The organism is Ramlibacter algicola, assembly GCF_016641735.1.
In the GTDB taxonomy this organism is placed as follows: Bacteria; Pseudomonadota; Gammaproteobacteria; order Burkholderiales; family Burkholderiaceae_C; genus Ramlibacter; species Ramlibacter algicola.
In genome coordinates, this window is the sequence record NZ_JAEDAO010000001.1 from 2,971,755 (window position 1) to 2,986,388 (window position 14,634).

The following is a 14,634-nucleotide window of genomic DNA, read 5'->3' on the forward strand; positions in this document are numbered from 1 at the left end:
GCTGGGGAGCCCGATCGCCCGGGCAGGCTCACCCCGGCCGGTAGACCGCGCAGAGCTTGTTGCCGTCCGGATCGCGCACGTAGGCCATGTGCGCGGCGCCGGGCTTGCTGTCGCGCGGGCCGGGCGCGCCTTCGATCGACGTACCGCCTTGCGCGACCGCCGTGTCGTGGAACTGCTGCAACTGCTCGGCCGACTTGCACTTGAAGCCGATGGTGCCGCCGTTGGCATGGGTCGCCGGCTGGCCGTCGATCGGCTGGGTCACGCCGAACGTGCTGCCCTCGTGGCGGTAGAACAGCCGCGCCTGGCCGGTCCCGTTCACGTTGCGCACGGGTTCTCCGGCGCCCAGCACGCCGAGCACGGCGTCGTAGAAGCGCTTGGCCCGCTCGATGTCGTTGGTGCCGACCATCACGTGGTTCAACATGTCTCGCTCTTTCTTCGTTGGATCCGATCGCCAGCGGGGTGCGGGCCGCGGGAGTCTACGCTGGCGTGACGGGAGGAACGTGCAGAGCCAGGGCCGGCGCGTTCAACGTCCTTCGACGAAAGCGGCGCGTCCAAGGGCCCGGGCCGCCCCGAGCCCGATGCGCGCGCACGGACCGCGATCCACAAGCTCCCCGGGGAAGGCAAGAGGATGTCGGCGCGGCGGAACCTTCCCTCCGGCCCCCTCGGTGGCTCGGGTCGCAAGTCGAACGTGCCGCGCTCGTCGTGAGCGGCACCGCGGAGTGCTGGCCGCTTCCGCGGCCCTGCGCCCCCATGCTCGCGTTCGCGCAGGCCGATCTGTGGCGCCCCAGGGCATCACGGCGGATTGAGCGCCGTCAGGCGCCCTACCGCTGCCCGTAGTGCGCCCCCTCGAACAAATCCTTCAACTCCCGCGGCTGGCATCGCCAGTACTGCTTCGGCGCGGTGACGTGCGCGCCCAGCTTGGCGGCGGCATGCCAGGGCCAGCGCGGGTCATAGAGCATCGCGCGCGCCATCGCGATCGCGTCGGCGTCGCCACGCTGCAGGATCTCCTGCGCCTGCTCGGCCTCGGTGATCAGGCCGACGGCCACGGTCGGCAGGCCCACGGCCTCCTTCACCTGCCTGGCGAAGCCGACCTGGTACCCAGGCCCGAGCGCGATCTTCTGGTGCGGTGACACGCCGCCGCTGGACACGTGCATCGCCGCGCAGCCGCGCGCCTTGAGTTCGCGGCCGAGGGCGATCGTGCTCTCGACGTCCCAGCCGCCCGGCACCCAGTCGGTGGCGGAGACGCGCACCCACACCGGCTTGCCGGCCGGGAACGCGGCACGCACGGCCTCGAACACCTCCAGCGGGAACCGCATGCGGTTCTGCAGGCTGCCGCCATACGCGTCGGTGCGCTGGTTGGCCACCGGGGAAAGGAACTGGTGCATCAGGTAGCCGTGCGCGCAGTGCAGCTCGATGCCGTCGACGCCCAGGCGCGCGGCGCGCTGGGTGGCTTGCACGAAGGCGTCGCGCACCCGTGCGAGGCCAGCGGCGTCGAGGGCGATGGGCGCGTGTTCGCCCTCCGCATGCGGCACGGCGGACGGTGCTTCGGTCAGCCAGCCTTGCGGTTCGTCCGGCGCGATCTGGGCGCCACCGTCCCACGGCGCGCGGCTCGATCCCTTGCGACCCGCGTGGCTCAACTGGATCGCGACCGGGATCGGCGAGTGCGCGCGGATCCCCGCCAGCACGCGGGCGAGCGCCGCCTCGTTCGCATCCGAGTACAGCCCCAGGTCCTGCGGCGAGATGCGGCCGACGTCCGAGACGGCGGTCGCCTCGGTGATCAGCAGCCCGGCGCCGGACAGCGCCAGGTGGCCGAGGTGGATCAGGTGCCAATCGGTGGCGCTGCCCTCCTCGGCCGAGTATTGGCACATGGGGGCGACGACGATGCGGTTTGGAAGGCGCAGCGTGCCCAGTTGGAGCGGATCGAACAACTTGGTCATGGGCGCGGATTAGAGCAAAACGCGGCATGCAAATGAAAAGTGGTGCCCAGGGCGCCACCTTCACTTTCATGTCGTGCGATCAGCGACCGCGCGCGACACAGCTCATCACGGCGCCCCTCTGGCTGGCACAGAGCAGGCCGGCCCCGGCGGCTGTGTCCGTCACCTTCGTCATGCAGGAGACGAACTGTCCCTGGTTCTTCGGCCCCATGCATGCTTCGACATCCGCATGCAGCATCTGCCCGTTCGGGCGTCCCGGCTCAACGCGACAGGCTGGTGCTGGAAGCTCGAGGGCGCGGCGGATCAGGAAGATGAGCGCGAGGCTGCCGGATCGCGGTTCGGTCCCGTACTGTTCGCCGTACTTGGGTCTTTCTTCGAACGCACGCGTCTCCCGGTGGATGCGATGAGCCCCATCGCTTCAATCCACGCCCAGGTAAGCCTGCCGGATGGAGTCGTCGGCGCGCAGCGCGGCGCTTGTGCCCGAGCGGCCCACCTGCCCGTGCTCCAGCACATAGACCCGGTCGGCCACCCGCAGCGCCGACTGCGCATCCTGCTCGGCCATCAGGATGGCGGTGCCGCGGCGCTGGATGCGCTTGATGGCGTCGAAGATCTCCAGCTTGAGACGGTGGGCGATCCCCACCGACGGCTCGTCCAGCAGCAGCAGCGACGGCCGTCCCATCAGCGCGCGGCCGATCGCCACCATCTGCTGCTGTCCACCAGACAGCGTGCTCACCACCTGGGGAGCGCGTTCGCGCAGCACCGGAAACAGCTCGTACACCGCGGCGAGGTCGGCCTCGATGCCGGCCCGGTCCTTGCGCAGGTAGGCGCCGAGCATCAGGTTCTTCAGCACCGAGAGTTCCGGGAACAGCCGCCGGCCCTCGGGGCAGTGGCAGATGCCCTTGCCGACGACCGCATGGGCCGGCAACGCCTGCAGCGATTCGTCCGCGAAACGCAAGGTGCCGGTGGACGGGCAGGCACGCGAGATCGCCTTGAGCAGCGTGCTCTTGCCCGCGCCGTTGGGCCCGAGCACCGCGACGAACTCGCCGCGCGCGACCTCGAGCGACACGCGCTCCAGGGCGACGGCCTTGCCGTACGAGACCGAGAGATCGCGCACTTCAAGCAGCATCGAGCGCTCCAGCTTCCTCCGCATCGCGGCCGATGTACGCCTCGATGACGGCGGGATTGCGCACGATCTCCGCCGGCGGCCCCTCGGCGATGATCTCGCCGAAGTCGAGCGCGATCACACGCTCCACCAGGCTCATGAACTCGCGCAGCTTGTGCTCGATCAGCAGCACCGTGAGCCCCTCGTCGGCATGCACCTGCCGGATCAGGGCCGACAGGTCCGCCATCTCCGCGCTGCCGAGACCGGCGAAAGGTTCATCGAGCAGCAGCAGCCGCGGCCGCGCCGCGAGCGCCCGCGCGATCTCCAGGCGGCGCTGGTCGCCATAGGACAGCGCGTCGACTCGCAGTTGCTCGCGGCCGGCCAGGCCGACCCGCTCCAGCAAGCGCAGCGCCCGCTTCTCCAGCTCGGCGTCGTCGCGGCGTCCGGTCCCGAGGCCGCCCACCACCACGTTCTCCAGCACCGTGAGGCCCAGGAACGGCCGGCACAGCTGGAAGGTGCGCGAGATACCGAGTGCGGCGATGCGGTGTGGTGGCCGTCCCAGCACGTCGTGGCCGTCGAACAGGACGCGCGCCCCCGGGTCGGGCGGGATGAACCCGGTGAGCAGGTTGTACAGCGTGGTCTTGCCGGCGCCGTTGGGACCCAGGATGCCGACGATCTCGCCGGCCCGCACCTGGAACGAGACGTTGCGCACAGCATGCAGCCCGCCGAAATGCTTGTTCAGGTTGGCGACGTCGAGCAGCACCGTCATGGGCGCGGCTCCCGGCCCGGCTCGAGCTGGCTCAATCCGGCCGCGGTGCGCCCGGTGCCCGCAGGTTTGCGCGATGTGAGCGCAGCCCGAAGGCGCCGCCACATGGGCGCGACCAGTCCCTCCGGCAGGAAGAACAGGATCAGGATCAGCGTGCAGCTGTAGATCATCAGCCGCCACTCGCCGAAGTCGCGCAGCAGCTCCATCAACAGCACCAGCAGGATCGCGCCGCCCACCGGCCCGTAGATCGTGCCCATGCCGCCGACGTAGACCATGGTGATGATCGTGATCGAGGTGACGACGGCGAACAGTTGCGGGCTCACCTGCAACTGGTAGTGCGCGTACATCGCGCCGCCGGCGCCGGCGAACGCGGCACTGATCACCAGTGAGGCGATCTTGTAGAAGGTCACGTTGATGCCGGCGGCCTGGCAGGTGGCCTCGTCGCCGCGGATGGCGCGCAGGATCAGCCCCCAGTGCGAGCGCGCCAGCACCACCAGCAGCAGCGTCATGGCGGCCAGCACGGCCAGCGCGAAGTAGTAGAAGCCCAGCTGCGAGCGGATCAGCGGCGTGAGGCCGTTGATGCCCTCCTCGCCCCCCGTGTACTCCCAGAAGATCAGCATCAGCCGCTGCATGATCACGGCGCCGGACAGCATGGCGAGCGCGAAGTAAGGCCCCTTCAGGCGCAGCGTCGGCAGCCCGATCACCAAGGCGAACAGCACTGCCACGACCATGGCTGCCGGCAGGCTCCACCAGCCGCTGGCGCCCAGGCTGGTGTTGAGGAAGCCGGCCGTGTAGGCACCGACGCCGATGAACAGGCTGTGGCCGAAGTTCTCGCGCCCGGTCAGGCCGGACATGAAGTCCCAGCTCACGGCCCAGATGCCGTAGATGGCGCTGACCGTGAGCACGCCGATCAGGTAGTTGCTGCCGAAGACGAGCGGCAGCAGCGCCATCAGCCCGAAGAAGGCGGCGGCGGCGGCGAAGTCGAGCCGGTGGGGCAGCATGGCGCGATCAGAAGGCAGCACGCCGGCCGAAGATGCCCGCCGGCCGCACCACCAGCATCAGCAGGGTGGCCAGCACCGACACGATCTCGGTCCACGAGGTGGAGATGCCGTAGGCCACGATGGTCTCCGCGTAGCCGAGCATCAGCGCGGCGACGATGCTGCCCGGGATCGATCCGAGGCCGCCGACCACCACGATGGCGAACGCCTTGACGATCGGCAGCAGCCACATCGTCGGCTGCACCGTCAGGAACGGCCCGGCCAGGATGCCCGCCGCGGCAGCCAGGGCCGCCGAGATCGCCATCACGAGCGAGAAGATCCGGTCGCTCGGGATGCCCATGTACTGCGCCGCCTGCGCGTCCTGCGAGATCGCGAGGATCGCCGAGCCGAGCCGCGTGTGCTGGATGAACAGCCACAGCGCCCCGATCAGCACCATGCAGACGCCCAGCGCCAGCAGCCGAGCGCCGCCGACGTCGACGCCGCCGATGGTGAACTTGGTGTCGACGAAGGCCGGCACGTTGCGGTACTCCGAGCCGAAGGTGAGAAACAGCGCCTGCTCGACCACCAGCGCCACCGCCAGCGTGATCATCAGCACGGCCAACTGCGAATGGCGCATCGGCCGCACCAGCACGCGTTCGACCGCCACACCGAACAGCGCCACCACCGCGACCGACGTCAGCGCGGCCACCAGCAGCGGCCACTTGAGCGTGGAGCTCAGGAAGTAGGTGCCGTACGCGCCCAGCGCATAGAACGAGCCGTGCGCCAGGTTCAGCACGCGGGCCACGCCGAAGATCAGCGTGAAGCCCACGGCCAGCATCGCGTAGATGGCGCTGCTGACAGCGCCGACGATCAGGATCTCGAGCAAGGCGCGCTTACTTCTTCAGCCACGCCGGGGGGGTGAAGTCGGCGGTCCGCATCGGCTTCGGATAGATCACTTCGCGCTTGCAGCCGTCGCGCCACTGGGCCATCAGGAACGACGGGCCCTTGAAGTCGGCGGTGCCCACCTTGACGTCGTGCGTGTCGTCGAACTGGATGATGCCGGGGATGCCGACGTAGTTGGTCTTCTCCAGCTCCTTGATCACCGCATTCGCATCCGTGCTGTTGGCGCGCTTCACCGCGTCGGCGTAAATGTAGACGGCGTCGTTGGCGCCGAACGCGGTGTACACCGGCGCGCGCGAGGTGCGCTTCTGGAACTCGTCGAAGAAGGGAATGGTCCTGGGCGTGAGCGGCGCGCGCACCGCGAAGTTGGCCGCCAGCTGGCCGATCGACTTGCCGCCGATGCGCTGGCAGAAGTCGCCGTCCATGCTCTTCACGTCGATGCCGCCATAGGGCATGGGAAAGCGCGAGTCGTACCACTGCTTGGCGAAGATGTCGCTGGAGGCATGCGACAGCACCACCACCAGGTACTGCGCTCCCGAGTCCTTGACTTTGGAGAACAGCGGCGAGAAGTCGGACGTCTGGGTGTCGAAGAACTCGGTGACGCGGACGTCGGCGCCGGCGTCAGTGGCGCCCTTCTTGAGGATCGGAACGAGGTCCTGCACCCACTTGGCGTTCTCGCCGACGATGGCGATCTTCGTGATGCCCAGCTCGCCCTTGACGAAGGTGGAGATGAAGCCGGTGAGCTGGCGCGCCTGGTGCGCCGCGTTGATCGGGCCGACGCGGAAGACGTACTTGTAGTTGTCGTAGTCAGCCTTGACCTTCGCCGTGATCGCCGGCGAAGCGGCTCCCACGCCCAGGTAGATCGTCTTGGCGCTGGAGATGTGCGGCAGCTGCGCCAGCGTGACGCCGCTGGTGTAGCCGCCCACCAGCACATCCACCTTCTCGTCGGCGGTGAGCTTCTTGATGGCGCTGATGCCGGTCTCGGGATTCTCGGTCTCGTCGGCAACCACCATCTCGAGCTTGCGACCGAGCACGCCGCCCTTGGCGTTGATGTCGTCGATCGCCATCTGCACCGCATCCTGCGTGTCGCGCCCGACCTGCAACTGCATCGCGGTCGGCACGCCGATGCGGATCGGCTTGCCCTGGGCCAGCGCCGGCGGCGCCGAGAGTGCGAAAGCGGCACACGCCGCGGCCAGGACCAACAGCGGGCGTCGCACGCGGCGGGCCGCTCCGGTTCCAGTGCTGTCCAACTTCATGGCCTTGTCTCCTGGTGGGGTGCTGGAGCCGCCTTTTTAAAGGCGACCGTCACGGCCATGGCACAGGGATTGCCCGAGGAGTCGATCGGCGGGGCGGGCGATCAGGGTTTGGCCGGGATGAATTCTTCAACGCGACAATGAGCATTGCCGTCACTGGCCCTGGCGCCCGCCCGCTTCGATGCCTAGCGCGAGAGGTCCATGAACCCGCACGGCACCGTGACGACCGAGGCCTCCCCGCCGGCCGTGCGCATCAGCTCGGGCGGGATGAAAATGCTGATCGCAGCATTCGGCGCAATAGCTCTGCTCCCCCTTCTAAATTTTTCTGTGCTTGCGTGGAACAGCCTTACTCTCGATATGCGCGCATATGCGGAGCCCGTGGTTCTCGGCCAGATGGGAGACTTCTTTGGCGGGCACACGGCAGCATTTTCCGGACTGTTGTCAGTTGCTCTGGTCCTGTACTTCCAGCGCGCCCAGCTTGAAGCAACGCAGAGATCATCAGACCTACAGTCGATCCTCACCATCTACCAGCACTACGGCCAAACCTGCGGCGTCGGACGTGACTTCGAAGACATCTTGAAATCTGTCGCTGAAGGGCACAGGCGATGGAGCATTCGTGAGTCATTCAGCTTGATAGACGCTCGTTCTGCCCTCGAAAAGCATCGACAAAACCAAGTGAAAGCTGAATTCCAGGATCTCGTACAACGCTGTGCGCGAATCGATCTGGACGTAGAAAGCTACAGAAATATCGCCCGAAATGCAGGATCGTTGCTGCTCGACAAACGGCTGGACTCTGCAAAGAGGCAAGCGATTTGGCAGCTCTATGAACTACTCAGAGAGGCCCCGGTACAGTTGCTCGCGCAGTCCGGAACGCTACATGAGCGATTCCGAGCTGAACGCCTGCGCTTCGCAGCAGAACACGCACACTGACCAGCTCTAACGGTAGAAGTCAGAACAGAGAGCGCGACGGATTCTTCGTTTGGATTCCTAGGGCGGGCACAAACGCTGGATTAATGCAGTACTGAATGTCCGCCCCCTTCCTCCTGCGCACACCAGCCAGGATTTTCATCTCATAGTTCACGTCGTAGATGTAAGTCGACTTGTCGGCGTCTTGGAGAATTCCAAGAAATCCATACCAGAGCAACATTTCGATCACTCGCTCGCGCGAAGCTTCAGCGATTCCCGCGTCATTCAATGCGCCGAGTAGATCTGACTCCCCAAAGAGACTCGGATATCCAATGAAAGAGTAGATGACATTCTCCGCCTGTGGATCGATGTCATGCATCTCATATTGCAAGTCCGAGATCAGGTCATTGGAGTAGTTCTTGAGGCCCTTTTCAAGGTCGCTCTCTTGGATGCGCTCATGGCCCAAGTTGCACGCGGAACTCTTGCAGTACGAAACCAAGTCAATCAGGAATCGAGGCCGCATTAGGCAGCGCTCGATCAGGTATTGAGAGGTTTCCTCGCCACGATAGTGACTTACCGCGATCCTTGACCAAACCTCGTCAAAGGAACTGTTCTCATTAAGCTTGCCCGCAGCAACGATACGAAGCCGCAGCAACTCGCGAAGTAGGTCAGCGTCAGTCCAGTCCACCTTAACAGCCGCCTCTTTGCCCTTGTCGGACGTCGACCGGACCAAGAGTTCGTACACATCGTTCCTCAAGAACAATATCGAGTGCGCGTGCACCTGCTGTCGGGACAAGCGCTGCTGCAGCTTTCTGCAAGCATCAACAAGACATCGAACGATCGTCAGATCAGTCTTGTCCAGCCCGTCTGTACTCCATCCTTTGTCCAGATTATCGAAGAGGACCCAAACTTCTTCTTTGTGCTGAAGGTACTCAAGAATCTTCGCGGCCAACTTCCCCACAGCGCTGCGATAGATCGTCTCCGTTACTTCTTCTTCACTTAGTGTGACGTCGACCTTGCCCTCCAGACGAGGGTTGTACGCATCAACGAGCCTATTCACCAGGGAGGCCACACGATCCGCGAAGCTTCCAGCCAACGAAATCCCGGCCTCCGATATCAGAGCTTCCAGCTCGCGATACGGTTCGAAGAGATGATGGTCTCGGAGATGACGATCTCTGTCCGTACTCAGAACGTGTGCCGCTATCTCTACGAGAAGAACGTACTCCCAGAACGCCATAATGGTGTGCTCACGCGCGCCCTCAGTGAGAGATGACAGCACCGCTTGCTTGAGCTTGATCAGCTGGGAGGTCTCAGGCTTAAGGTCGATGACGATGTCGTTCTTCCTCTTCGCCAGCACCTCGATCAGCTGAAAAAATAGTGCGGACTTCCCCGAGCCCTTTCGACCGACGACAACATGCGCCTCGCCGCGAAGAGCCTGGTTGAAGGCATCGATTGGGAGGTAGTACTCCGTTAACGCAGATGCCTCGTTTTCCGCAGCATTTGCTCCCAAGGACAGGGATGCGAGGAAGTTTTTAGTGTGCGAGGGCTCCTTCTGCCTTGTGGCTTGTATCGCAGCCATGACATTGGAAACAAAGGCTGCAACGGCCTTCCGAAGCTCGTCGCTGTTCGGACACGGTTGCACGATGTCTCGATAGTCGAGTGGGACTGGTTGTTCGATGGCATCTTGCAGGATTGCAAGAGGCTTCTTCATGCCAGAAGCTAGGCCGGCCACAAATGCCGCTCGCATGTTGTGGAGCGAGTGATCCGCTAACGTCCTACTCAGCAACGGAACAAGGACCCCATACGACTGAGCGACTTGCTCGATCGCCTCCCAGGACGACAGCCGCGGCCGCTCCTGCGGATCGAAGGTACGTGTGGACATCCTTGCCCGTTCGAGCCGCGAGCGAATCCCAATGATGTAATCCGTCTTGTGCTTAGGCTCGATGGCATAGATCGGAGCACTGAGGTTCAGCGCGGGCGCGATGAGGAGCGGACGGGCTACCTCGGAATTCGCCTGGATCGTCTTCTGCAGGGTCTCAGCATTTTCGTACTCAGTGAAACCGATCGTGTCGAAGAGTCCGATCTCCTGCAGCTTCAGTGGCCCCTCGTCGATAGCGCGGTTCTTGACTAGCAAGATTGGCTTGCCGCATCCAATCGCATATCCGATCTCGAAACTCACATTGAAGTTTGCGATCGAAATGTCCGCAATAAACAGGTCGCTGTCCTCAATAGAGTTTAGTACCTGATTGCGAATGAAGTTCCCTGCGACTTCTAGCTCTTGCCACGGTGTGACTTTGAGCGAGGCAGAGCGTAGTCTTGCGCTCGCAGCTACGATCACATCGCCTATTTGCACGGGCCGCCCTGTGTAAGCGAAGAAAAACTTCCGCATAGCTACCTCCCCTGATTGGCGAGCTCAGATCGCACGCGCTAGTCGCACGATTCCTTCCTCAATCTTCCCAACATCCGCCGTCGCAAACGACAGCCGAAAGGCTGATCGATCCGGATCCTTGGCAAAAAACGGCGCCCCCGGCACAAACGCCACCCCGTTCTCGATCGCCCGTTTGGCGAACTCCCCCGCATCCGAGATCTTCCCGCCGACCCCTCTCAGGCGCGCCCAGAAGAACAACCCGCCCTGCGGCTGCGTGAAGGTGACCGCGTCGCCCAGTTCGCGAGACAACGCCTCGCCCATCGCCGCAGCCCGCTCCGCATAGACCTTGCGGACATTGGCCAACGTCGAAGGCATCCGCCCCGACTTCAAATACTGCGCCGCCGTCGCCTGCGCGAACGTGCTGGTGTGCGCGTCGCTGAACTGCTTGCACATCGTCGCCTTGGCCAGCAACTCGGGCGGCGCCACCAGCCAGCCCACGCGCAGGCCGGGCGACAGCACCTTGCTCAGGCTGCCGCAGTGCGCCAGGTACTCGCGCGAGCCGGGCACGTCCTTCGACAGCGCCAGCAGCGATGGCGGCGGCGGCTCCTGGGTGAAGTACAGGTCGCCATAGGGATCGTCCTCGACGATCAAGGTCTGGTACTTCACGGCCAGTTCCAGCACGCGCTTGCGCCGCTCCAGCGACAGCAGCGCGCCGCTCGGGTTGCCGAAGGTGGGGATCAGGTAGACGAACCTGGGCTTGTGCTCGCGGATCATGGCCTCGAGCCGGTCCACGTCCACGCCGTGCGCGTCGATCGGGCACGACTGCACGTCGGCGCCGTACAGGCGGAAGCACTGGATCGTGGCCAGGAAGGTCGGGCCTTCGACGATCACCTTGTCGCCCTCGCCCACCAGTGTCTTGCCCAGCAGGTCCAGCGCCTGCTGGCTGCCGGTGGTGACGATCAGCTGCTGCGGCTCCAGGCCGTCGACGCCCTTGCTGCGCTCGAACGCGGCCAGTTGCGTGCGCAGCGGCTCGTAGCCTTCGGTGGCGCCGTACTGCAGCGCGCCGCCGGGCTCCTCGGCCAGCGCCTTCTGGCTCGCTTCGCGCAGCCCTTCGACGTCGAACATCGCGCTGTCGGGGAAGCCGCCGGCGAAGCTGATGATGCCGGGCTTGCCCAGCAGCTTGAACAGCTCACGGATGGCACTGGTTTCGACGTTGTCGAGGCGGGGGGCGAAGGTCAGGGGCATGACAGGGTCTGGATACGTTTGGGTGCCATTGTGGCCGCACGCCGGGTTGCCCTTCCAGCGGGGCACCCCCACCTGCCCTCCCTGTCGCCGCCTTCGCACATGGGGCGGCCCGATCATTGCTTGCAAGGACCTGATGCCGCCGAACCTCCACCACCTCATTCGCGAAGCCACGCGCCTCACCCGCGTTGGTGATCTCACCGGCGCCACACGCGCCATTCAGCAAGCGCTCGGAAACGGCGCCACGCCGGCCAACGACGTGATCGACGTCGAGGCCCGGGAGGTGCGCGACCTGGCGCTTCCGGGGAGGGACGCGGTGGATTCCCGCCTTCGCGGGAATGACGAAAGGGGCGGGAACGACGGAGAAGGCGCGAATGACGCGACCGCGCGGCCGCCCACCCCCGAGGCCTTCATCGCGGGCCGGTTCGGCGGCCCCGACCTGCTCGGCCGGGACTACAAGCTCTACATCCCGCCCGATGCCGCGCACCAGCCTCGCCCGTTGGTGCTGATGCTGCACGGGTGCACGCAGGACCCCGACGACTTCGCCCGCGGCACCCGCATGAACGAGCTCGCGCGCGAGGAAGGTGCGTTCGTGCTCTACCCCGCGCAGGCGCAGCGGGCGAATGCGCAGCGCTGCTGGAACTGGTTCAAGCACAGCCACCAGGCGCGCGGCCGCGGCGAGGTGCAGTTGCTGGCCGACATGGTGCGCGACGTGATCGCCTCGCATGCCATCGATGCGTCACGCGTCTATGTGGCGGGGCTGTCGGCTGGCGGTGCGATGGCGGCGAATCTCGTCGCTGCGTTCCCCGAGTTGTTCGCAGCAGTGGGGGTGCATTCCGGCTTGCCGGCCGGGGCGGCGCAGGATCTGCAGTCGGGGTTGGCTGCGATGAAGCAAGGGCCGAGGAACGCAGGGACCGTGCTCGCCGTGCCGGCGATCGTGTTCCATGGCGATGCCGACAACGTCGTGCATCCGGCGAATGGCGATGCGGTGATCAAAGCCGCGTCAGGCAGCGACGCGCTGGTGGCGACGGAGACGGGGACGACGAAAGGACGGCGGTTCACGCGTCGCCTGCATGCGGATCGGGATGGCGGTCGCGTGCGCGCCGAGCACTGGGTGGTGCATGGCGCAGGGCATGCCTGGTCGGGCGGGAGTGCAAGAGGAAGCTACGCCGACGCGATCGGGCCGGATGCGAGTGCGGAGATGCTGCGCTTCTTTCGGGAGCATGCGCGGGGGTGACAGCCCTTTGTCATTGCGGGCTTGACCCGCAATCCACGCGAAGGGGTGACGCCCCGCATGGATTCCGACTTTCGCCGGAATGACAACCGATCCGTCGTCCCCGCGGAGGCGGGGACCCACCGCGTTCATCGAGGCGCAGGCAGCGGAAGCGGTGGATTCCCGCCTTCGCGGGAATGACGAAAGGACTTGTTGCTCAGTCGTCCTTCCGCGTCCGCCCCATCCCATCGCGCGGCACCGCGGGCTTGTCGGCGTCGCCCTTGTCCGCGTAGCGCAATCCGACCGGATCCATCCCCTCGCCCTGCGTCGCCGCAGGCCGGTCGGATTTCAGCGTGACGTTGTCCAGATCTCCATCCCCGGTCGCGACCGCGTGCTCGCGGCGCACCTCGCCGGCATGCGTCCACGACCCGTCGTGCCCGGGCATACCCTTGCTGGTCTGCATGCTCGCCGGCTCCATATCCGTCGAGTCCGCGCGGAGGATGTCGCTCATGCGCTGGCCGCCGGTGCGATCGATCACGTCGTAATGCGCCGCCCGCTCGCCCTCGAGCACGGTGCGGGCGCGCTCGACGTCGCCGGTCCGGTGGGCGTCGATGAGCAGCACGCAGCGGCCGCCTTCGACGTGGCTCGAGTACGTCCCGGTGTGCGGATGGTCGGCACCGAACATGCGGCCGAAGAAACCGGTGACGCGCTCGACGACGTCCTCGGACAGCGCGATCTCATGCTCGACGCCGCCATGCCGGCGCAGGTCGTCATCGCGCGAGGTCTCCATGTGGCGGCCGGTGTGCTCGATGTGCACGTCGGAGCGGTCGAAGCCGGCGGCCAGCAGGCGGTCGCGGGCGCGCTCGGCGGCGGCGTGGTCGGAGAAGGTGCAGATGGCGGTTTGCATGGGGGCTCCTTGCGAACGATCGTCGCTTTGCCCCATTGAAAGCGCCGCTGCCCCGGCGGACAGTCGTCCCGCCGAGGCAGCGGCTGTAGGCGGTCGCCTACCCTCGCACCAACGTCAAGGCTTGTTGCGCGGCAGCCCCGTGTCCGGGTCGCGGTCGCTGCGGATCGCCTCGTCGCGGTCGGACGCCACGGCGCGCTCGGTGCGGCTGCCGCCCAGGCGCTCGACCTCGACGTCCTTGCGCCGCACCTTATCCTCGACCGTGGCCTCGCGCTCCTGCACCTGCTTGCCCACGCGCACTTCCTCGACGACCCGCGCCGTCTTGGCCACGACGGGCTCCTCGGCCATTTCGCGCACCTCGACGGAGCCTTCCTTGAAGGCCTCCATCTCGCCGCCTCGCAGCTCGCGGTTCACCGGCTGGCGGTCCACGAACGCGCGCTCCTCGCGCAGCCGCACGACTTCACGCACCGGCTTTTCGGTGATGCGCTGGAACACGCGCACGCCGCCCTTTTCGATCGCCCGCTTGCCGACCTGCAGTTCCTCCTGCACGACGTCGAGCTTCTGGCCCTCGCGCATGTCGCCTTGCTGCTGCTGCGGCGGCCTGGCCCCCTCCTGGAGGCTGGCTTGCTGCTGCTGGGGCGCGCGCACCTGCCCGCCGCCGGTCCAGCCTTCCTGGCGCCACTGGTTGGCGCGCTCGTCGATGTCGATCGCGCCCGCCTCCTGCAGGCAAGTCGCCGCCTTCTCGGCCTGCTCGTCGTCGACGGCGTCGACCACCACGATGGACGTGCCGCGATGCACGGCCTCGCCGAAGGTGTCGACATGCTCGCGGTAGCCACCGTCGGCATCGTCGTCGTCCATGCCGAACAGGCGGGCGAAGAAGCCGCGGTGCTCCTCGCCGCCGCCGCCGGCGCTGATGTCCGTCTTCGACGTCTTGGTTTGCTGCGTGCCCGCGGGCTGGTCCTTCTGCTCCACGTGCACGTCCTGGCGGTCGATGCCCATCTGCACCAGCCGCTGCACGGCCTGTTCCGCCTGCTGCCTGTCTTCGAATGCGCCGATCACTGTCTGCATG

Annotated in this window: 13 protein-coding genes; 2 read left to right on the plus strand and 11 right to left on the minus strand. The window is 66.0% G+C overall.

The window, feature by feature from the left end; genetic code table 11:
* Positions 1-28: 28 nt before the first annotated feature.
* From I8E28_RS14470 to I8E28_RS14500, 7 genes are all read right to left on the minus strand, one after another.
* On the minus strand, positions 29-421 hold the full coding sequence (locus tag I8E28_RS14470) for a VOC family protein (RefSeq protein ID WP_200788746.1): 393 nt from the start codon (positions 419-421) through the stop codon (positions 29-31).
* Between the two features lie 400 nt (positions 422-821).
* The gene (locus I8E28_RS14475) at positions 822-1,937 is read right to left on the minus strand and encodes an NADH:flavin oxidoreductase/NADH oxidase (protein WP_200788747.1); all 1,116 of its coding nucleotides are present in this window, start codon (positions 1,935-1,937) and stop codon (positions 822-824) included.
* Between the two features lie 415 nt (positions 1,938-2,352).
* The gene (locus tag I8E28_RS14480) at positions 2,353-3,060 is read right to left on the minus strand and encodes an ABC transporter ATP-binding protein (protein WP_200788748.1); all 708 of its coding nucleotides are present in this window, start codon (positions 3,058-3,060) and stop codon (positions 2,353-2,355) included.
* The gene (locus I8E28_RS14485) at positions 3,050-3,805 is read right to left on the minus strand and encodes an ABC transporter ATP-binding protein (protein ID WP_200788749.1); all 756 of its coding nucleotides are present in this window, start codon (positions 3,803-3,805) and stop codon (positions 3,050-3,052) included. The genes I8E28_RS14480 and I8E28_RS14485 overlap by 11 nt, the downstream gene beginning before the upstream one ends.
* Positions 3,802-4,803 carry a branched-chain amino acid ABC transporter permease gene (locus tag I8E28_RS14490; RefSeq protein ID WP_200788750.1) on the minus strand — a complete coding sequence of 334 codons (1,002 nt, stop codon included), beginning with the start codon at positions 4,801-4,803 and terminating at the stop codon, positions 3,802-3,804. Before I8E28_RS14490 ends, I8E28_RS14485 begins: the two co-directional genes overlap by 4 nt.
* Positions 4,804-4,810: 7 nt before the next feature.
* A complete protein-coding gene (locus I8E28_RS14495) occupies positions 4,811-5,665 on the minus strand; it encodes a branched-chain amino acid ABC transporter permease (protein ID WP_200788751.1) in 855 nt (284 codons plus the stop codon).
* A 7-nt stretch (positions 5,666-5,672) separates the two neighbouring features.
* Positions 5,673-6,935, minus strand: coding sequence for an ABC transporter substrate-binding protein (locus I8E28_RS14500; RefSeq protein WP_200788752.1), 1,263 nt, complete (start codon positions 6,933-6,935; stop codon positions 5,673-5,675).
* A 198-nt stretch (positions 6,936-7,133) separates the two neighbouring features.
* Between I8E28_RS14500 and I8E28_RS14505 the strand changes: the two genes are divergently transcribed.
* Entirely contained in the window at positions 7,134-7,862 is a 729-nt protein-coding gene (locus I8E28_RS14505; RefSeq protein ID WP_200788753.1) for a hypothetical protein, read from the plus strand.
* A gap of 19 nt (positions 7,863-7,881) precedes the next feature.
* Here the strand turns inward: I8E28_RS14505 and I8E28_RS14510 are convergent, their stop codons facing one another.
* Both I8E28_RS14510 and I8E28_RS14515 read right to left on the minus strand, forming a co-directional pair.
* Positions 7,882-10,227: a P-loop ATPase, Sll1717 family gene (locus tag I8E28_RS14510; protein ID WP_200788754.1), complete on the minus strand. Its 2,346-nt coding sequence runs from the start codon at positions 10,225-10,227 to the stop codon at positions 7,882-7,884.
* Between the two features lie 24 nt (positions 10,228-10,251).
* Positions 10,252-11,445 (minus strand): aminotransferase-like domain-containing protein, encoded by a 1,194-nt coding sequence (locus I8E28_RS14515; RefSeq protein WP_200790412.1) that lies wholly within the window; start codon positions 11,443-11,445, stop codon positions 10,252-10,254.
* Between the two features lie 139 nt (positions 11,446-11,584).
* On the opposite strand from I8E28_RS14515, the gene I8E28_RS14520 reads away from it, so the two are divergent.
* Entirely contained in the window at positions 11,585-12,685 is a 1,101-nt protein-coding gene (locus I8E28_RS14520) for an extracellular catalytic domain type 1 short-chain-length polyhydroxyalkanoate depolymerase (RefSeq protein WP_200788755.1), read from the plus strand.
* A 193-nt stretch (positions 12,686-12,878) separates the two neighbouring features.
* Here I8E28_RS14520 and I8E28_RS14525 read toward each other — a convergent pair whose 3' ends face one another.
* Both I8E28_RS14525 and I8E28_RS14530 read right to left on the minus strand, forming a co-directional pair.
* On the minus strand, positions 12,879-13,568 hold the full coding sequence (locus I8E28_RS14525; protein WP_200788756.1) for a hypothetical protein: 690 nt from the start codon (positions 13,566-13,568) through the stop codon (positions 12,879-12,881).
* 114 nt (positions 13,569-13,682) lie between these two features.
* A complete protein-coding gene (locus I8E28_RS14530; protein WP_200788757.1) occupies positions 13,683-14,633 on the minus strand; it encodes a YsnF/AvaK domain-containing protein in 951 nt (316 codons plus the stop codon).
* Position 14,634: the final 1 nt, after the last annotated feature.